Origin of the sequence: Pseudomonas sp. Pse79 (genome assembly GCF_024519615.1) — a bacterium.
GTDB lineage: Bacteria > Pseudomonadota > Gammaproteobacteria > Pseudomonadales > Pseudomonadaceae > Aquipseudomonas > Aquipseudomonas veronii.
On record NZ_JALJRR010000027.1, the window covers coordinates 1 to 18,419 of the forward strand.

The 18,419-nt window shown below is 57.7% G+C and carries 9 protein-coding genes and 1 pseudogene; 3 read left to right on the forward strand and 7 right to left on the reverse strand.

The genetic code is table 11. The annotated features are described in order from the left end of the window. Window positions 1–54: 54 nt before the first annotated feature. The 5 genes and pseudogenes from NR164_RS25360 to NR164_RS25380 all read right to left on the reverse strand — a co-directional run. Window positions 55–627: pseudogene (locus tag NR164_RS25360) on the reverse strand (conjugative coupling factor TraD, PFGI-1 class); the annotation flags it as partial. A 264-nt stretch (window positions 628–891) separates the two neighbouring features. Then, complete coding sequence (locus tag NR164_RS25365) at window positions 892–1,395, reverse strand: integrating conjugative element protein (protein WP_256823409.1); 504 nt, start codon at window positions 1,393–1,395, stop codon at window positions 892–894. Beyond that, window positions 1,392–1,949: a lytic transglycosylase domain-containing protein gene (locus tag NR164_RS25370; RefSeq protein WP_256823410.1), complete on the reverse strand. Its 558-nt coding sequence runs from the start codon at window positions 1,947–1,949 to the stop codon at window positions 1,392–1,394. The genes NR164_RS25365 and NR164_RS25370 overlap by 4 nt, the downstream gene beginning before the upstream one ends. Beyond that, a complete protein-coding gene (locus tag NR164_RS25375; RefSeq protein ID WP_256823411.1) occupies window positions 1,934–2,722 on the reverse strand; it encodes a TIGR03759 family integrating conjugative element protein in 789 nt (262 codons plus the stop codon). Before NR164_RS25375 ends, NR164_RS25370 begins: the two co-directional genes overlap by 16 nt. A gap of 10 nt (window positions 2,723–2,732) precedes the next feature. Continuing rightward, window positions 2,733–3,443 (reverse strand): methyl-accepting chemotaxis protein, encoded by a 711-nt coding sequence (locus NR164_RS25380; RefSeq protein ID WP_256823412.1) that lies wholly within the window; start codon window positions 3,441–3,443, stop codon window positions 2,733–2,735. Between the two features lie 538 nt (window positions 3,444–3,981). On the opposite strand from NR164_RS25380, the gene NR164_RS25385 reads away from it, so the two are divergent. The 3 genes from NR164_RS25385 to NR164_RS25395 all read left to right on the forward strand — a co-directional run bounded on the left by NR164_RS25385 (window position 3,982) and on the right by NR164_RS25395 (window position 14,269). Next, a complete protein-coding gene (locus tag NR164_RS25385; protein ID WP_256823413.1) occupies window positions 3,982–6,117 on the forward strand; it encodes an AAA family ATPase in 2,136 nt (711 codons plus the stop codon). A gap of 1 nt (window position 6,118) precedes the next feature. After that, complete coding sequence (locus NR164_RS25390; RefSeq protein WP_256823414.1) at window positions 6,119–7,915, forward strand: UvrD-helicase domain-containing protein; 1,797 nt, start codon at window positions 6,119–6,121, stop codon at window positions 7,913–7,915. A 306-nt stretch (window positions 7,916–8,221) separates the two neighbouring features. Next, window positions 8,222–14,269, forward strand: coding sequence for an ATP-binding protein (locus tag NR164_RS25395; protein WP_256823415.1), 6,048 nt, complete (start codon window positions 8,222–8,224; stop codon window positions 14,267–14,269). 451 nt (window positions 14,270–14,720) lie between these two features. Here the strand turns inward: NR164_RS25395 and NR164_RS25400 are convergent, their stop codons facing one another. Continuing rightward, complete coding sequence (locus tag NR164_RS25400) at window positions 14,721–15,641, reverse strand: CAAX protease (RefSeq protein ID WP_256823416.1); 921 nt, start codon at window positions 15,639–15,641, stop codon at window positions 14,721–14,723. Window positions 15,642–16,175: 534 nt separating this feature from the next. Further along, window positions 16,176–18,416 carry a DEAD/DEAH box helicase gene (locus tag NR164_RS25405; RefSeq protein WP_256823417.1) on the reverse strand — a complete coding sequence of 747 codons (2,241 nt, stop codon included), beginning with the start codon at window positions 18,414–18,416 and terminating at the stop codon, window positions 16,176–16,178. Between the last annotated feature and the right edge of the window lie 3 nt (window positions 18,417–18,419).

Below are 18,419 nucleotides of genomic sequence, written 5' to 3' on the forward strand. Positions count from 1 at the left end.
CTATCCCTTATCGTAAGGGGGAAACGGTGTCCTGTCTTTCATGGGGCTCGTTCAGTGCCCAACCCGCTCACCCAATGGCAAGCTGACGTCAGCTTCGTTTGGCTCAATACCATGTAAGCGCGGTAGGCCACCTACGGGTGGCAGCGGACGTGCTGGATTAAGCGCGACATCCCAAGAGGTGGCTTTGGCCAGCAGCTTGAGTGGGAAGGGAGCGAATTCCAATCGTTCCTCAACCCGCCGTGCCCAGTTGTAGATCGAGGTAGGCTCGACGTACTCGGCATATTTGGGGAGGTAAGTGTCCATCAAGCGCTGGGTATGTTTCTGAGTCCAGCGAAAGCCTTTGCCTATAAACAGCCGCTCCTTGCTCACCGGAATTTCTTTGCTGGTCATGGTGTAGTGGGGGAGACGCCGGACATTGCGTCGGTAGCGCAATACCATCAGTGCCTGTTTCAGGCGAACAACCCCAAGACCTAAAAAGCCAGCAGCGGCAACCACTCCAAATAAAGGCGTCAGTGCAAACGCCCAGGGTGCGAATATACAAAGCAGCGCTGCTGCAGCACAAACCCAGACCGTGTAAAGCTCGACGGCAGGACGAAGCAATGACTCGATAGTGAAGGGGCTGGCCATGGTTGCGTGCCTTTAAAGCTTATTGAGTATTAAGGGGAACTGCTCGTCCAGCTCCTGTTTCACCAGTGCTAGCTCATGTGCCGGTATTCGGTCGGCTAGCTTCTCGCGCATAGCGATGGCGTCACCCTGTTCTGTGGACGTCACACGGCCGCCATAAAGCCAAACCACGTAGGTCACTTGCTCCAAAATCAGCTGGCAAGTTCGCGGATCTTCCGGTTGTCTGATCACCAAGGTGAGTGACTGAGGCGGTGGCATTCCTGTCTCCTACTGCTGAATGGCCGTTGCAGTAATGAGCAGTGGGTAGCGTTTGATTCCAAGGCGCTGCGCCAGGTCATTTGACGGTGCTGGGACCATCTGCAGGTCGCCTGCCCATCGTTGCACCTCGGCAAATCGTTCGGCACTGGCCACGTTCACTACCAGACCTACCGCCTGCAACTGCTGCAGTTGCTCACGGCGTCGAGTCAGCCAGGTTCTGGACATTTCATCGTCACCCACCAGGAAAAGAGGTTGTAAGCCTGGCGCGTTTATTACCCGGCCCTGCTCTTGGCCGGGGACAAGCTGGTCTGAGCGCACGGGAAAAGACCCATGGCCACGTACCCCCATAGTTTCGATTGGTGTGGATTGCGCGGTAGGTTCAGGTGCTAAGTCTTGGTAGTAGGGAAGGGCGGATACACCGCCCCGGTCTTCAACCACAATCAACGAGCTTGCGTTCACCACAATTGGGGTGACCAAGCACAGCAAAAGCACGAAACTCAACAGTCCATTCATGGGTTGTTCGCCATCAGGTTGATGCCGGTGACCCGGCTAAGATGTTTGGCAAATGCGCGGCGGTAGCGGGCAGCGGGTTCGCCCCCGGCCGGGCGGTGGTAACGGCCAGCGGCCGTGATCCAATCTCCGCCTTTAGCTTTTTGCTCGGCCAGGATCTGAGCCGTAACCGAAAGGTTTTTGTACGGATCCAGCCCTTCGCAGGGGGAGCTGTAACGGTGGCCATTGGCACCGATATTGGTTTGCCCTAGGCCGACGTCGACCCGATTGGGGCCAGCGGTCTGAATCGCAAGCATCAGTGCCCTGCATGCATCGCTACGGGTCGCAAAGCGGTAACCGGCGCCGGCGACATTCAATGTCCAGGGCCAGGGCACGATCTGGCCACGCAGTCGCGTACCGCTCTCCTGCAGTGCGACCGAATAGAGCACCTCGGATGGAACGCCGGCAGGCAACGCAATCAATTGATAGGCCGGTGGCGGGACCTCGGCACTGTTAGCCATTGCTGCGCCAATTAGAAGAAAGCCAGCCAGCGTTTCGCGAACTACTGACGTTGCCATTGCCCATTCACCTCGCGCACTACAGCTGGTAGATCGCCGCCGAGTCCAAGGCCGAGCCAGCGGCCGGCGTCGTGATTCAGTGTGATCTGTCGGTTGCGCACGCTGGTTGGCTCGATGCCCGCCAGAATTGCCCAACGACGAATGGTCTCGTCATCACCTTGGCTACCCACGAAGTACAGATCAAAGGGTTGTTTCTGAGTCTGAAGGTCTTTCACTCGAGCGATGCAGGCGGTGCAGCTGTCTTGAACAAAAACGGCTAATCGCCCTGTGCCTTTTAGAGCAGTGTTGGTGCCAGAGCCTGCGGGAAATGTCGGGCCTGATGATATTTGGATGACTTTTTCATTGGGATAGAGGCGAGCAAAGGCTTGGTCATAAGCTCTTTGGTAGGCAAGCTCCTTATCGATACGTTGTCGCTCGGCCTGCACCTGTAGTTCTGCGTACCGTCTACGCTCTTCAGCCGATTTGGCTTCGATGCCAAGTGCGGTCAACGGATCCAGTCCTGGCGAATAGATTCCGCGTGGTCCCGCCATAACCGTTTGATAACGGGTCCACTCTTGGGGGGTTAACCCCCACTCGCGGGCGAGTTCTGTCTGGCTGGCAACTTGAGGAGGATTCTGGAAGCCGAGTTCGCTGATTTGAGTGTTTGTAGTTGACGTAGCGTGTTCCGGAGCAGCATGGCAGCCATAGGCAAAGGCAAGGATAGCCAAGCCTGTAGTGAGCCGCGAGGCGCTCGTGGATCTCTGCTTTTCTGATATGGACGTTGGGAAATTCATAAAAGAGGTCCTATTGCGCGACGGTTACGGTTTGCGGTTTTCCAGCCACGTCAAAGCGTGCTGATCTGCCGTCCAGTGTGTTGAGGCGCCACTCAGTACCCGCCACGGCGTCACCAGGACGAATTAGGTAGATCTGGTTTAACTGTGTGCTGCCTGGCGGTGCTACGGACAAAAAGCGTTCCCCGCCCCGGTACTCGATGCCGATAACGGTGAAGGGGGGCGTTTTCGGTGTAACGACGCTGGTATTGGGCTTCTGAGCGGGAGATGGTTTGCGGGCAGTGGCTTTCGGTTTTGAGGGCGCGGCAGCAGTCTGCTTGATCTGGGATTGGCTTATTTCGTGAACACGGCTATCGAGCGTTTCGACGCTGGCCTTGAGCGCTACTAGCTCCCCTGTAGACGCGGCATTTTGTGAGATTTCCTTGGCTGTTTCGGTCGCTTGCTTAGCGTAGGCCTGAGCTGCGTCGATGCGGTTCGACAATGCCTGCTGTCCGGAGCGGAAGTCATCGTTGGTCACCAGGTGCTTGCCGTCTACCGTGTCCAGCCGCTCGTCGACTTTGCCCAGCCGTGTCAGCAGTGCATCGAGCGACTCCTTATCGGCGGTGGTGGCCAGGCTGTTCCTGAGCAGAGAGAGCTGATAGTGCTGATAGCCCAGCATTCCAGCCAGAACTACTAGACAGAAGCTGAGTATTACAGTGGTTCGAGTAGGGCGTGGTAGGTTCATGGGCGTCCTCGCGCAAAAGCGAGGACACCTTCTCAAACCGGTCCATCAGGTGCAGCAGGAAATAGGTTTTACAGCTCTTAGGGTTTTTGGAAGTCCATTGAGGAGATTCACCAAGTATTTGCAAAAATCTAGAAATGACGCCTAGCAAGAGTTCAACTCCTTTGCTGCGATATCCGGGGCGGGCTAAAACTCGTCCCTAACCAAGCGTTAGTTAGCGACCGAAATTTGTCGTTTGCCGCTGGTCGCGGTGGGCAGCACTCGGCCAAGAGCAGTCACTTACTGGCGGTAGAGTCAGTTTTGGACTTCTCCGTCTGTATCAATATCGTGGTATGCCCCGATTACTTCCGATCAAGATCGCAGGGGCTGCAGCCTTTGCAGGGCCGGCGGCGCTTGTGTTCGCCTACAATGCAGGATTCGATCGGCGCTTTGCTAAGCGATTGAGCCGTATCTTCACCACCAAGCCACGGGAGCGCACAATGCTCCAGCTCGATTGGGCAGGCTAAAATAACGAGCTACGGCTAAACGGGGTACGTTATTCGTGCATATTTCAAGGTTACAACTCGTCAACTACCGGAATTTCGAATGCGCGAATGTCGTATTCAACAAGGGCGTAAACACGATCATCGGCGAGAACGGATCAGGCAAGACCAACCTGTTCCGGGCGTTGCGTCTCTTGCTCGACGACACGCTGCTGCGCGCGGCATATAGGCTCGACGAGAAGGACTTCCACCGGGGCCTTGGCAACTGGCGCGGTCACTGGGTAGTCATTAGCCTCGAGTTCGATGAGGTATCCCAGGACGAAGCGATTCAATCCCTCTTTCTCCATGGGACCGGTAATATCGCCGACGGCGCGATCGGCAAGGCGACCTACAACCTTATTTTTCGCCCCAAGGCGGCAGTTCGGCGGACCCTGGCCGACCTTGCCGTCGGTGATGCCGTAGGACTCGCCGAGGCACGTTCGAAGATCACCATTTCGGATTATGAAACGATCTTCACCGGCAAGAGCACCGCAAACTTCCTCGATCCCGAAACCTACAGGCAACTGGTTGGCGACTTCGATGCGGTAATATTTCCCCAAGAACTGACGATCCCCGCTATCGGGGGCGTCATCCCGGGCATGCTCTCGATCTCGCGCGAAGTTTGCTTCACCTTCGTGCAAGCACTGCGCGATGTGGTCGCCGACTTCCAGAACAACCGCACCAACCCCCTCCTAACTCTGCTCAAATGTCGAAGCGGTGAGATCGATCCGCAGAGCTTCGAGCCGATCACCGCGCTCGTCAAAGGGCTCAACGATGCAATTGAGGGCCTACCAGATGTAGAAACCATCCGCACCGATATCCGCGACACCATCACCGATGCGGCAGGCGAGACCTACTCTCCGCGATCACTTTCGATCCGCTCGGATCTGTCCGACGAGGCCGACCGTCTGTTCCAGTCGCTCAAGCTATTTGTGGGCGAGAGTGAGGAAGAATATGAGGGCGCGATTCACGAGTTGAGCCTAGGCGGTGCAAACCTCATCTACCTGACGTTGAAGCTGCTCGAGTTCAAATACCAGAAGCAGAAAGAGTCCTTCGCCAATTTCCTCGTGATTGAGGAGCCGGAGGCGCACATCCACACCCATATCCAGAAAACGCTGTTCGACCGGCTGAACTTTGATGACACCCAGATAATCTATTCGACCCATTCGACCCACATATCCGAAGTGAACAACGTCGTGAACATCAACATCCTCGGCCGGCAGGACGGACGATGCGAGGTGTTTCAGCCATCTACGGGACTTGACGCCGGCCAGATTGGCAATATCCAGCGCTACCTCGATGCTGTCCGCAGCAATCTGCTCTTCGCCAAGAGCGTGGTTCTAGTCGAGGGCGACGCCGAGGAGATCCTCATCCCAATCCTCGTTAAAAAAGTGTTCGGGCTTAGCCTGGACGAGCTGGGGATCAGCTTGATCAACATCCGCAGCACCGGCTTCGAGAACGTTGCGGTGCTTTTCCACAACGAGCGCATCCGCAAGCGCTGCGCGATCATCACCGACCTTGACCGCGCGTTTATCGATACGACCACGGACATACTAGACAGTGACGATAAGGCGGCCGCGAAGAAGAAAGCACTGGGGTCACAGATCGCTGGACTCCAGCGCGAGGCAGCGCTCAAGGAGTTGTGTGCCGGGAATCCCTGGCTGACGGCGCACTTCGCCGACCACACTTTCGAGGTCGATTTCGTCTCCGCCGGCAATGTCGGCACTGTCGTTTCGGTGCTGGGCGACGTCTATAAGGATGGCGGCACCATCGCGACGTCTAAGATGGAGCTGGAATCGGGCGACATCGCACGTTTCGGGACGCGCGTGCTGACGATGGCACGTTACGCCGGAAAAGGGTGGTTCGCCATCATCCTAGGGCGAATGATCACGCCAGAAACTTCCATTCCGGATTACATCCTCGACGCCATCTTCCAAGCGCATATCCCGGTATCCATCCAGACATGGGCGCGTGTGCTGGACTATCGGGTCTCGATCCTTGCGGCGTCGCAACTACACGCGCCAGGAGACATCGACGCGATGCGCGCGCAAATCAGACGCTACCACCGCGGCGAGATCGACTTTGCAGGTGTCCGCGCCGAAATGCTACAGGCCTTTCCGGCAGACAGCATCAACACTATCCTGGCGAGCTTCTAGAATGTTTGTCTGGGACAGGAAGGATCTGAACGACGCCCAAGTCGCAGCCATCGAGCATCCAGGCAGCGTCTTCCTCGTTGCCTGCCCGGGGAGCGGTAAAACGAGGACCCTGACCTACAAGATCGCCCGGCTGTTGTCGGAGCTTAAGTCGGACAAAAAACGCGTCGTCGCGATCACCTACACCCACCGGGCTGCGGATGAGATTCACGAACGGATTGAGCAGCTTGGCGTCGATACGAGCCAGCTCTGGATTGGCACGATCCACTCCTTCTGTCTCGAATGGATCTTAAAGCCCTACGGAATCTATCACTCGGCGCTCAAGCACGGTTTCCGGGTGATCAATGCCCATGACACCGAACGAATGCACGAGGAACTCTGCAGCGCGGTGCAGGGCACTAAGCTCAGCAGCTTCGACTGCGCATATTATTTGAAGCCGAACGGCTGTGTCCTGACATGCAACAAGACTGACAAGCATGAAGCAATTCGTGGAGTTTTGCAGGCATATTGGAAGGCACTCCGTGCCGAGCGGCAGGTTGATTTTGAACTGATCCTTTTCTACGCCTATCAACTCATCGAGAAGAATCCCTCGATCAGCGTGCTGCTGGGCTCGATCTTTGAATGCGTGCTCCTCGATGAGTTTCAGGATACGCGGGAAATCCAATATGCGATCCTCGCATCGATCCTGAAAGCGTCTAAAGGTGGTGCGTCCGCCTTCGTCGTAGGCGATCCTAATCAGGCAATTTATGGCTCGCTTGGCGGCTATGCGATCACGGCGGCGGACTTTGGGACGCAGTGCGGCATCGCCTTCAAGGAAATGGAGCTATCAGACAATTATCGGTCGTCATCGCGCATTGTGAGCTATTTCGGCAATTACAACGTCTTGCCTTCGAAGATCGAGGCGGTGGGAAGGGGCAAGGACTACGCGAGCGTAGTGTCATTCGATCACCAGACGCACCGCGACGCGCTGGAAGAAGAGCTTGTAAGGCTCATCAAATTCAACGTCGAAACGCTCGGGATCGCTCAGCATGAGGTCTGCATCGTTGCGCCTTGGTGGGTCCATCTCGCAAGCATGACACGTCGTCTGGTCGCGGCGCTTCCGGCCTATTCGTTCGATGGCCCAGGCATGGTGCCCTTCGCGCGCGACGTCGACAATTTCTGGTACAAGCTCGCCCGGATCATTCTGACGGAGGCGTCCCCACAGCTCTATGTACGCCGGATGCGATGGGCGGGGGAAGTAATCGCTGACCTCAGCGTGGCGGGCGTCGAGGTTCAAGGTTTGGACCGCAAGACACTGCTGCGCGTCTGCAACTCCATCACCGTCACCGAAACCGATGGCCTGGTCTTCCTCCGGGTGTTCTTCGACCAGCTATGTTCCACTTTGGGAGTCGATCGCCACACTTACGCGGCGCTCCAAGAGCATCACGACGCTTTCTTTGAATGCTCGCAGAAGCGCATCGACAAGCTCATCAAAGAAGGCGCTGAGGCGATCGCTGAATTGGAGATGTTCAGGAAGGTCTTTGCGGGCCGGACTGGTATCACCGTATCGACGATCCACGGGGTAAAGGGCGCTGAGTATGATGCAGTGATCGCCTATGGCCTGCTAGAAGGGATGGTTCCCCATTTCAGCGATCCGAACCAGGCCGAGACAGCGAAGAAGCTCATGTACGTGGTTTCGTCGCGGGCTAGAAAGAACCTACATCTGATCTCTGAGCGCGGTCGCAGCCGAGGCTGGAGCGGAGATTATCAACCAACCGACGTACTTGCTGGATGTGCATTCGGGTACGACCAGCTTTCTTGACGGGTAAGAATCTGGTCGCAAATGACCGCTCCTGGCCGACTCCAGCCTATGGCGACTGGCCGCCCCCGGCCACGACCTGTCGCTCGAATTTCCTGACTGAACGGCAGGAATAGGCTGATGTTAGTCATTCACGCCCCATCTCGTGAATGACCGCTTCGATTGGAGCTGGCCAGGCTTCGTTTCAGAGCTACGCTCAATGACTTAGCCGCATCTACCGTCTGTTGCTGGACGCCTCGGGTTATGCTGAAGCAGTTTTCTTGGTATCAGTTGGCGTCAACTACCTAATCCATTCACATGGCTCCAAAAATGTCCAAGAAACCGAATCCATCAACCTCTGTAGCTCCTGCAACTGCGCCGGCGGAAGGTGAACGTCGAGCACTCCGTGGATACATTGGCCAGTACGAGCGGGCGGGCGCTGCCATTTATGCTGCGCTCGAGCGCGACGAGCTGCTCTGGATCGGCGTCGCAGACCGCAACGCGGGTATTGCCGACGACTTGGTGCTCGGTTTCGATGGGGTGGTGGTCGGTCACCAGTTCAAGACGTCCAAGTTCCCAGGCACTTTCACTGTTGAGACGCTGTTTACTGGTGCAAACGGCCTGTTGAGGCCCCTGGTTCATGCTTGGCAGTGCCTGCGCAAGGACAACCCGGGAAGCCGGGTCGAGATTCGCCTGGTTGTTAATGACTTTCCGTCGATTACTGACAAGCCAGGCGATGGCACGCCGCCCCACAGCGCGGCATTTCTTGAGCAACTCCAACAGCATCCAAATCGGCCGCTAGCGGATTGGTACACGCAGGAATGGAGTCGACTGATCAACCACCTGCGCCGTGAAGCCGGCCTGGACGATGACGACTTCGAATTTTTTTTGCACAGCCTCCGTGTAGTGTGCGGAGCTGCGGCGGACTTCATCCAGTCGCACAAATTGAACGCCGAGCAGGCGCGGCAGGCATCCGAGATTGCAAGCGTACTGCCCAAGCTAGTCGCCGATGCCCGCGACAAAGACAGGTGGACGCGTGACGAGCTGCTTCGTGAGCTTGGCTGGCGCGATCCCTCCAAGACGCTGCTCATCCACCGGTTCCCAGTCGGCGCCTATGTTCAGCGCAACCGTGATACTGAGGCCAAGCTGCTAGCCGCGCTGCATGCCGCCGACCAGGGCTACGTCTCACTCATAGGACCGCCTGGCTCCGGGAAGTCCACTCTCCTGCAGGTTGCGCTGGTCACTGAGGCTAATATCCGGCTCGTTCGCTACTTGGCGTACGTGCCAGGTGCTGCTCAAGGCGTGGGTCGCGGGGAGGCCGACAACTTCCTGACTGACGTCGGCACGCAGTTACGCAACAGCGGTTTGGTTGGACTTCGTCTTCGCGACGACTCGCTGCATGAGCGCCGAGAGCAGTTCGGCGTCCTGGTACAGCAGGCTGGTGAACGCTTCGACCGCGACGGGATCCGAACAATCATCGTCGTCGACGGGCTCGACCATGTGCCTCGCGAAGAGCGGCCGACCAATTCGCTTCTGGGCGAGCTGCCTCTTCCCGCTGCCATCCCCAACGGGGTTGTGTTCATCCTCGGCACGCAGCGGCTGGATCTCGCGAATCTGAAGCCCGCAGTAAGAGAGCAAGCGGAGAAAAGCGAGCGACAGGTTCTCATGGGACCTCTCGGCCGCGAGGAGGTCGCCCGGATGGCAGAGGCGCTTGGCCTGCCTGCCGAGATTCCAAGATTGGATCTAAGCAATCTATCGCATGGCCACCCGCTGGCAACGCGCTACTTAATTCATGCGCTGCTGCACGCGGACGAAGCCGGCCGTAAGCACCTTCTCAGCGGTGGGATGCCGTTCGACGGCGATATTGAGACCGTGTACACCGCTGCTTGGCGCGAGATCGCAAGCGATGTCGATGCCATGGACGTGCTGGGCTACATCGCTCGTGCTGAGGCACCTGTGGACCTGCGGCTGCTGGCCACAATGGTCAAGGAGTCCGCGATTGAACGCGCTCTGATCGTTGCACGGCACCTGCTCCGTAGTTCATCCCAGGGGTGGAGCGTCTTCCACAACAGCTTTCGGCTGTTCGTCATCGCTCAACCTCGAACCCGCCTCGGAAGCGTCGATGCCGAATACTCGCAGCGCGTGTACCGCGACCTAGCCCAGTTGGCGAAGAACGCGCCGCCCGAATCGGCGCAGTACTGGCTTGAGTTGCGCTACCGCGCCCGTGCCGGCGACGGTGCCGATGTACTTGCGCTGGCGATGCCCGCTCGCTTCAGGCAGCAACTGGCTGACGGGCGTTCTATCGCCGAGATCCACGCCGATATCCGCCTGGCTCTGCTGGCAGTGCGTGGAACGCACGATGCGACCGCCTTCTCACGGCTGCTGCTGTGTCGTGACGAAGTGGGGCGGCGGGAAACTGCCCTTGAGTACGCCAACCAGCTTCCGCTGGCGATGCTAGCGGTTGGGGACATTGATGCAGCCCTGGCCTTCGTGCAGTACTTCCCCAGCCAGGGCTACGAGATCGTCGACGCCCTGTTAGCGCGAGGGGACTTCGAGCGGGCGAAGGAACTGTTTGAAAGCCTCGAGCCACTGTCGCAGCTCCATACGTCCAAGTTCCAGAACCACGGGCACGACCACAACATAACGGAATTCGAGAGGTGGGCAAGGCGCGCCGTCCACTTCCGAGACACCGAGCAGATCCAGATAGCGATTGACCACCTCGCCGCAGAGGGGCTACGCCAGCCCGAAAAGGTGGATCCGCAAACTGTCGCCGCGCTGCAACTGCATCTGAGGAGGGAAGCCGCAGAGGCGATGCTCCTTCAGAAGGTTGGCGCCGATCCACAAGACCTCTGCAGCAAGCTCGGGGTAGCCAACGAAGACAAACCTTCGGTGATGGTTCACGCAGGTCTTGTGGCCAGTCGGCGTGGCGACGTTGCGCAAGCGCTTGCCCTGTTTGATGCCGCCGCCGCCCTTCCTGGCTTCGTAGAGGTACCCAACGGCTACCGACGCCGGATGGCACTAATTGCATTCGAAGCTGACCGTCGTTACCTAGCCGAGGCCCTGTTCGACAAGCTGGTCGCACCGATGATCTCTATGTGCGACGACGAGACGGACCTGGCTGGGCTGGGTAATCTGGTCGGTGCGGTGATACATCACGCGAGGCTTTGCACGCTGCTCAATAAGCCGCTGCCAAGCGCGATACCGTCGAAGCACACCTTCCTTCATCCGTTTCAGCAGCACGCCTCGACGATAGGCGTGCTTCTAGGTCGCGCCGCCGTCGACAACGCGTCCGTGCCGGCCGGCAGCATCCAGGACGAAGCCCGCATTGCCCTTGGGTACGTCCTACGTCTGACATCAGAAGGCGGCAGCGAGTCATATCGCATCCAGCAGGCCTTCAAAGCGATCCCCATGCTCGTGCCAGCGCTGCTGAGGCTCGGCGCCAAGCGCGGCGAGACTGAGTACCGTGCGGTACTTCGGGAAATTGACGCAGCCATCGCCTCATCGACGCTGGGGGGCACTGCGTACCTGCGACGCAGATTGGCCGTCGATGCGTATAGGGTTGACGGTGACCGGGTGGCGGCCGTCGATCGACTCAACGCACTCGTGGCGGAGCTTCAGGAGAGCACGCCGAGCGAGCAGATCGACGGGTTGGCCGATCTGGCCATCGCGTTGGCTGCGGTCGGGGACTTAGAGCGGGCCAAACAGTTGCTGGCGACGGTTCCCGAGCAATGCCTTGGCTACGCGTTGGCCCCCAAGAAAGACCCGCAGTACGCAATCTGGCGAGACATCCTGGTCCTTGCGAACGCCGCTGACCCGGAGAACCGTGTCAAGCGAGTATCGACCTTAATGCGCCAGGTCGGCGGCATGACCGAAACGGAAGGGTCGTCGGCCGCGCATCGTTTGACGATGTCGCTAATCGAGGAAGCGACGCAGGTCGGACCTCGCTTCGGCTTCGAGGTGTCAAAGACACTGGCGGATTGGAATCTGATTGGCTGGCCGAACCGTGTTGACCTGCTCATGACGGGGATGGTGCGGCGAAGCCCTGAACTCGTCTTGGCTTGCGCGACGGTCTGGTGCGGTCTGTGTCTGCCGTTCTACATGGAACCGTACTACCGGGACCCGCACCACGTCGGTGACTTCATCGACATCGCCGCCGACGCCGCGGGGCCTATACAGATTGAACCGCTCGCGCGGATGTTTTTGGCGGTGATCGAGGTAGCCAGCAGGGCACACGAGAGGGTCGGACTGCTCCAGCGCCTTCGCACCGCTGCCGGAAGACATGGGTTTTCATCTGCCGAGCTCGACGCCGCCGTAGCCCGGTGGACGTCAGAAGCGCCGGAACCTCGACACTCGTATACGCCAAGCAAGTACGACTCGGAGACCACTCTCGAGCAGCTTGAGCGCGCGTTTGAATCGGATGGCGACGAACTGAACTACAACGCCCCGTACCGTTTCAGAGAACTGGCCGAGACGGCCCCGCTTCATATGGCGCGGAGGATATTTGAGCGCTGGCAGGTCTTGCAGGACGACGCGCGCTGCCGCTTCCTGATGGTTAAAAGGTTGGCTGCGGCGGGGGAGGTCGAGTACGCCAAGAAGCTGATGCAAGGCTACGAGTCAAGCAAGGACCCCTGGAGTTCCTGGAGCCAGTGGATGGGTGGCGGTAAGTTCTTCTACTTTGAGGCGAAGAAGCTCTTGCAGGGACCATCCACATGCCCAGCCGCCTTCGAGAACATTGTCGATTCAGTAACGGCGGGCCAGGAGAACACCCAGTCACTGCTGGCAGAGCTGGATTCGATACTGCCGGTAATCAGCGCGACGCCGGATTGGCCGGCCATCTGGTCGCTACTTGAGGAGCAGATGGCCTGCACTCGCGAGTTCCAGCTGGGGCGACCCTTCCAGCCGAGCGAGCTACCGCTCAGCGACACGGAACTTTTGGAGGATCTGCTGCACTTTGCCTATCGGCTGCCCGTTGCAGAAGTTCAGCGACACGCACGCAATTGCACGTTGAGCCTGGCAAGGCAAGCCGGACTCGGCCAAGCTTTGTTCAAGTCCCTTATGCGGCGACTTATAGCCGGCGAATTAGATGCCCCCTTGCATGCGCTCGGAACTCTGCTGGCTGCTGACAGCGCGGACCTTGCCCCCGAGTTGGGCAGCGCCGTGGCTGCGTTGGTCAGTCACCGTGACATTGCGGTGGCAGAGTCAGCCGCGCTCTTGTCGCATCGGTGGAGGCAGGCTGTCTCCTTGGACGCGATACCACTGCCGCTTTTCTATCGCCTTGAACTCGAGCACCCGCCAGAGGGTGACCAGGCATTCACGGACGAAAGAACTGGTGCCATGCGCGTCGAGTCGCCGCTTGGCTGGACCGAGATGTTGCGCTCGACGGCACGTCACATCGCGAAGGCGGCAGGCATTGAGGAGATGACAGTCCGCCGACGCGCGGCGATGTTCATCCAGGATTGGGGTGGACTTGAGGCATTCGGGCCCTCTGGCACCAAAAGGCTTGAGACTCAGCTTCGCGTGCTCGACATGCAGATCACTTACCTGAAGCCCCACGCCTACATTGCCCTTGCCGCACTTCGCCACGTCGCAGGAGAACTGCGGCTGGCCGGCAAATTGAAAGGCAGCGACATGCTCACGCTTTTGGAACGTTTGGGCTGCCCGCTTCCGCCTCGACCGCTGAAGCTCCCACGAGGGCGCCCCGAGTGGATCCGAATGCCGCTGTTGAACCGAAGTGCGGGTTGGTCCGAGCGAGAACGGAAATGGATTGACGAAGTCGACGGTGATGTTGCCCCCTTCCCAGCAGACAGCCACGGCCAAGTCGTGGCCGAAGTATCCCGCTTCAAGATTCTCAAGCCACGGCTGTCGGAGCACCGTCTCTACCGCTTTAGAGCACCCTCGGCAGAGATTGACAGTGAAGACTTCGACGACTGCTATGCCAGGCTGCCCATCGCTGTTTGGCTTGGCCAGTACTTCGCATTTGACAATGATCTGGCGCCAACGCTGGTAAGGAAAGTTGTTTGCTCGGTGGACATGGGCTTTGACGCAGCGGCCTATTCGTTCGCTTTGTGCCCGAACTGGGTGAAGCGGCTTCGCTGGAGCGCGCATGACGAGGAGCCCAGCGTCTTCCTCGACCCGAGCGGCGCTGTGGTCGCAAGGCTCTGCTGGTGGCGTGATGCTGGCCCGGTTGATATCGATGCGGAGTCCCTGTGGGGAGAGGGTTGCTACCTCGTCCTGACGTCATTAGGCATCGAACAGGTCACCACTGCCCGTGGGAAGCCGGACCTTGACATCAGCGTGTTCGCAAGCAGGCAGATCAAGCAACCGAGCAGCTACGGGGAGTCTCTCTTTAAGACGGCGAAGAACGGTTACTCAATCTAAGCCATGCAGATTCAGTGGCGATGTCAAGCGAGAGTGGCCGTGCTGGCTTGAGCTGGCTGTCCCGGAGGGCTGCTTCCGGTCGGTGGCTAGCGTTCATAGTACCCTAACGATTGATCGCTCCCGCTGCGTAGCAGCCATCGGACTTTCCAAATCGAACTTCTGCTTTGGGTCGATTTGAGCCGATTACGACAGGCAGCTTTGGCCGATTTCTGCCCGTCGCCTCAGTCAGCTTCGCGTTGACTTTTGCCGGTCATGACCATGAAGCGTGCTAATCACATTCGCTGCAAAACGACTGGTCAGGTCAAATGCGAATGGGTGGGCAAGTCTTCGCAATTACCAACCTGTCCTCAAACAAGCGAACCACCCACTTCCGGGCTTGGGGCGCGCAACGGTTAAGGGATGCACGGCACCTGGGAAGAAGGGTGTTCATTCCCGGCTATCGTCATCGTTGTCATGCCGGCTGGAGGGTGTAGACCGACTTGCGCTTGCCATAAACCGCGATTTTGAACGCCTCGTTGCCGAAGCTAGCGGCATCAGTGACCTTAATGAGCTTGGCCATACTGTTGATCGTGCTTGGCTTTGATTGATACTTGAAGCGTTCAATCTCCGCGACCGAGCATGCTCGGTAGGCAGTTTTGACCACGCCGCTTTTTTCGAGCAGGTCGATTTTTTCCGGCGAAATCCAAGAAATCAGTTCGGTAATTTTGCCGATTTTTTCATGCAGATGACTCACTGCCTGCTGCTCATTGGTGACGCCATAGCGTTTCCAGGCCGGCTCGTGATGGAAGACTCGATTGCGGAAATTCCGGACGAGTGAGACACGATCCTTGCAGGTCAACAGCATGTTTGCACTTGTAGGCCATGTCCCCCTGAATGCTTGACCCAAATTTTTCGGCCAGATCAGGTTATTGCCCATGTATTCATCCTCAAGGATGAATTCCCAAGTCGAGAGCTCGGTTTTTGAGACAACCTCGTGATGATCTGGGACGCAGGCGTAGAAGGATTGCCCTGTGCGTTTCGATCGCTCTTTTTTTGCGGTGTTGAAGGCCGAAGAAAAATTATTAGCCAGAAAGTCCACGGGATGAGGAGCTTTAGCAGCACCAAGGGCGAAGCTCTTGTACTGCAGCTTCCCTTTTTTCCACCAAAATTTACCGAGATCCGCCGTCAGAGCAGCATCTATCGAGTTTCTGAGGGTGACCTCTACCGCGCTCAATAGGGGGTATAACGCTGAGCAAACGTGCGAATTCCAAAGATAAGCACCCACCAATTCGGCATCATTCTGTGTGGAAAATACCCTGCTGTAGCTTGCAATTCGATTGGTGCTGATCAACTGATCGATCAGAATCGGTCTATACTGGACGGTGTGAGGCATGCTCGGCTTCCTTCTGGCGAGGCGCCTGTATAAAGGGGGGTTGACGCGAGTGTCAACCCGTCTGTAACATTGATCCCAGATTTACGATTTACGGTTGGCACTGAGCTCCAATGAGCGAAAGCTTACGACTCTTTGCAAAGACCACGAAACATCCGCCCCGGCCTAGAGCCGGGGTTTTCGTTTCTGGCGTATACCTTCCCCATGTTCTTGACTGCGTCAGTGACCACACTAGGTCTGAACAACCTCTCACAGTCGTTTGCGTTCAAATCAAACCGAATCAATTTTAAGCCTCTCTCGTGGGCGACGAGATGCTGCTTTTCTCGCGTCCAACCTCAGAATGCGGTGCCGATCACTTACTCAGCTGCCTTCTCTCAATCGTGTAGACAATGCGCTCGCCACGTCGAATCTGGCGCTCTAAGGCTTTGATATCGATCAGATAATTCGTGGAGTAAGCGTAGAAAGCAGGGCCGCCTGCCGGTTGAGGCCCGGTGGCTGAACGGGCGTAAAAAAGGCCACCCGGAGGTGGCCTTGAGGTCATACAGCGATCAATTGTCTAGCAAGTGCCATCTCTACCGAATCCCCATCCTGGTTCAACGAATCGAGACCTGACTCCGGTACGTCTCCCGACGTGCTCTGAGCCACCGCGATCTTTTTAGCCATCAACTGCAAGCAGGTAATCTGCGAGCTTTGTGCGTAGCCAAAAAACACCACCCGCACCGGAAGTTTCTGCCCGATCCTCCATGATCGTCGTGCCGCCTGCTGCAGGGTGTAGACGTTGTATCCGGTTTGCATGAACGCGATGGTCGGGAAGTCGAGCAGATCAAGTCCGGTTTTTACCAGCTCCGGGTTGGTGATCAGCACGTCGACGCCGCGATCAACCTGATCGAGGATCCAGTCCTCGCGCCTGGCCGTCTCGACAGAGGCTCGAAGGACTGCCACTTTTAAGCCCGCCTGTTCCAATAGCCGCTTGAGTCTGCTGGTGGTGTCTCTCGTTCCGGTGTAAACGGAGTAAGCCAAAACCTTCCGATTTTTTGCTTTCTCCGATAGGCACAGGTCCAACAGCGCCTTCTCCTTCGGCATCAGTTCCTCGTCTGCGAAAATCGAAGGAACAAATGCCAGTGTTTCCTTGGAGCGAGGGTGTTTGACCACCTCCGGTCGGAAACAGCAGTCAGGCCATGCCAGCAGAACGTTGAGTACCACCCCCAACAGTGTGGTATCCCGGCGAGCAAGTGCTTGGCGAAGTTCAGCAGCCAATATTCCGGCTAGCTTCTGGTAGGCAGAGGCCTGGTCCAATGCCATGGGCACGTCGACCAGTTCCTCCTGATAGCCAGGCAGGATGTTTCCACCGATGTCTTTGAGTTTCAGAAAGACTGTGAATGGCAATACGAAACGGTGAATCCCTTTCGGGCCGAAACCCGGAGCTTTCACCGTACGCACTGAGAGTTTTTTCCCCTTGGCGGTTTTGTGCGACTGGTTGTCCCGCTCGTTGTAGATATCCTTGAGCACACCATGGTCGCGCATGAACGACATGGCGGCAGGTGCCATGCTGCCGCGCGAGTTTGGTCGGTAACCGTCCTCGATCATGCGGCGAGTGAGGATACGGAACAGGAGGTAGAATAGATCGTCGGCATAGCCCCCCATGAGTGTGCCCGTCAGCAGCACGGTTTTACGTGCCTTTGCTGCCAGTACCCCCATGGCTTGACCCTGGGCAGAGCCGCTGTTCTTGTACTCGTGCCCTTCGTCGACCACCAGTAGGTCAAAATATCCATCAGGCAAGTAGCGCTTGATGAATTCCGTGGGTTGATAGCCGCCTTCACCGAAGCCAAACTCAATGTTGGCCATGGCACGTTCCATACGTTTGGCCTGCCGGTCGCTGAAGATGAAGTTGCCCTTGGCGTCCATTAGGTTGATGAATTCGCTGACGTTATCGATCAGCATCGAGGCGAGAAAATCCTCCCCGAAGTCATTCAGCAATCTGTCTGCACGTATTGGGCCGATGGTCGGAATTCGGCACATCGACTTCAGTATGGTTGCCCGGCGCGTTCCGTTTTCGGCCTTGCCTGGACGCATCAGCGTCCAGAGTTGGCCATGACATTGAGGGCAGCTTTGACGGCGTTCCTCTCGGTGAAACTCTTCGACAGTGATCCGGTTGCCTTCTAGATCCTCCAGAAGGTGGCCGCAGTCTGGGCAGCCTGCAAAGCGGTGTCCGCCGGCAGAGCGACGTTGCCAACACGCCGGACGCCAGTGAAACCCCATCCGCATACGCACGCGCCCGAGGATGAAGAACTCTTGCCGACCATCGTAGGGATCTCCCAGTTGATCACGCAGTTTGAGCAGCTTGACCAGGGTATCGGGGCCGTTGAGCACCCAAACGCGAGCATCTGGAATGGTTTCAAGGATCTCTCGCCGCCATTTGTAGACCAGGTGAGGAGGTGAAACCACCATGGTGCGACGGTAGCCAGCGCCGTGCATGACGGCCGCAACAGCAATGGCCATCATGGTTTTACCTGTGCCCATTTCGGCATTGATGACGGCGGCCTGCTCGTTGCGGTCCAGCAGCAATGCGGTTACGGCCTGGACAACCTCGGCTTGCGCCGGGAACGGTTGGCGTTTGAGTGTGTTCATGACCCGTTGACGGGTTTCGTTGATGTTGCCAGCGTAAACCGGTGGGTTAGAGCGGTTGAGCGAATCCAGCAACTCATCACCGAACTCGTCGATGAATTCGGTAAGGCCGATGGTCAACGGTGGGCATGCGGTGTGTGATAGGTCGTTCATGTT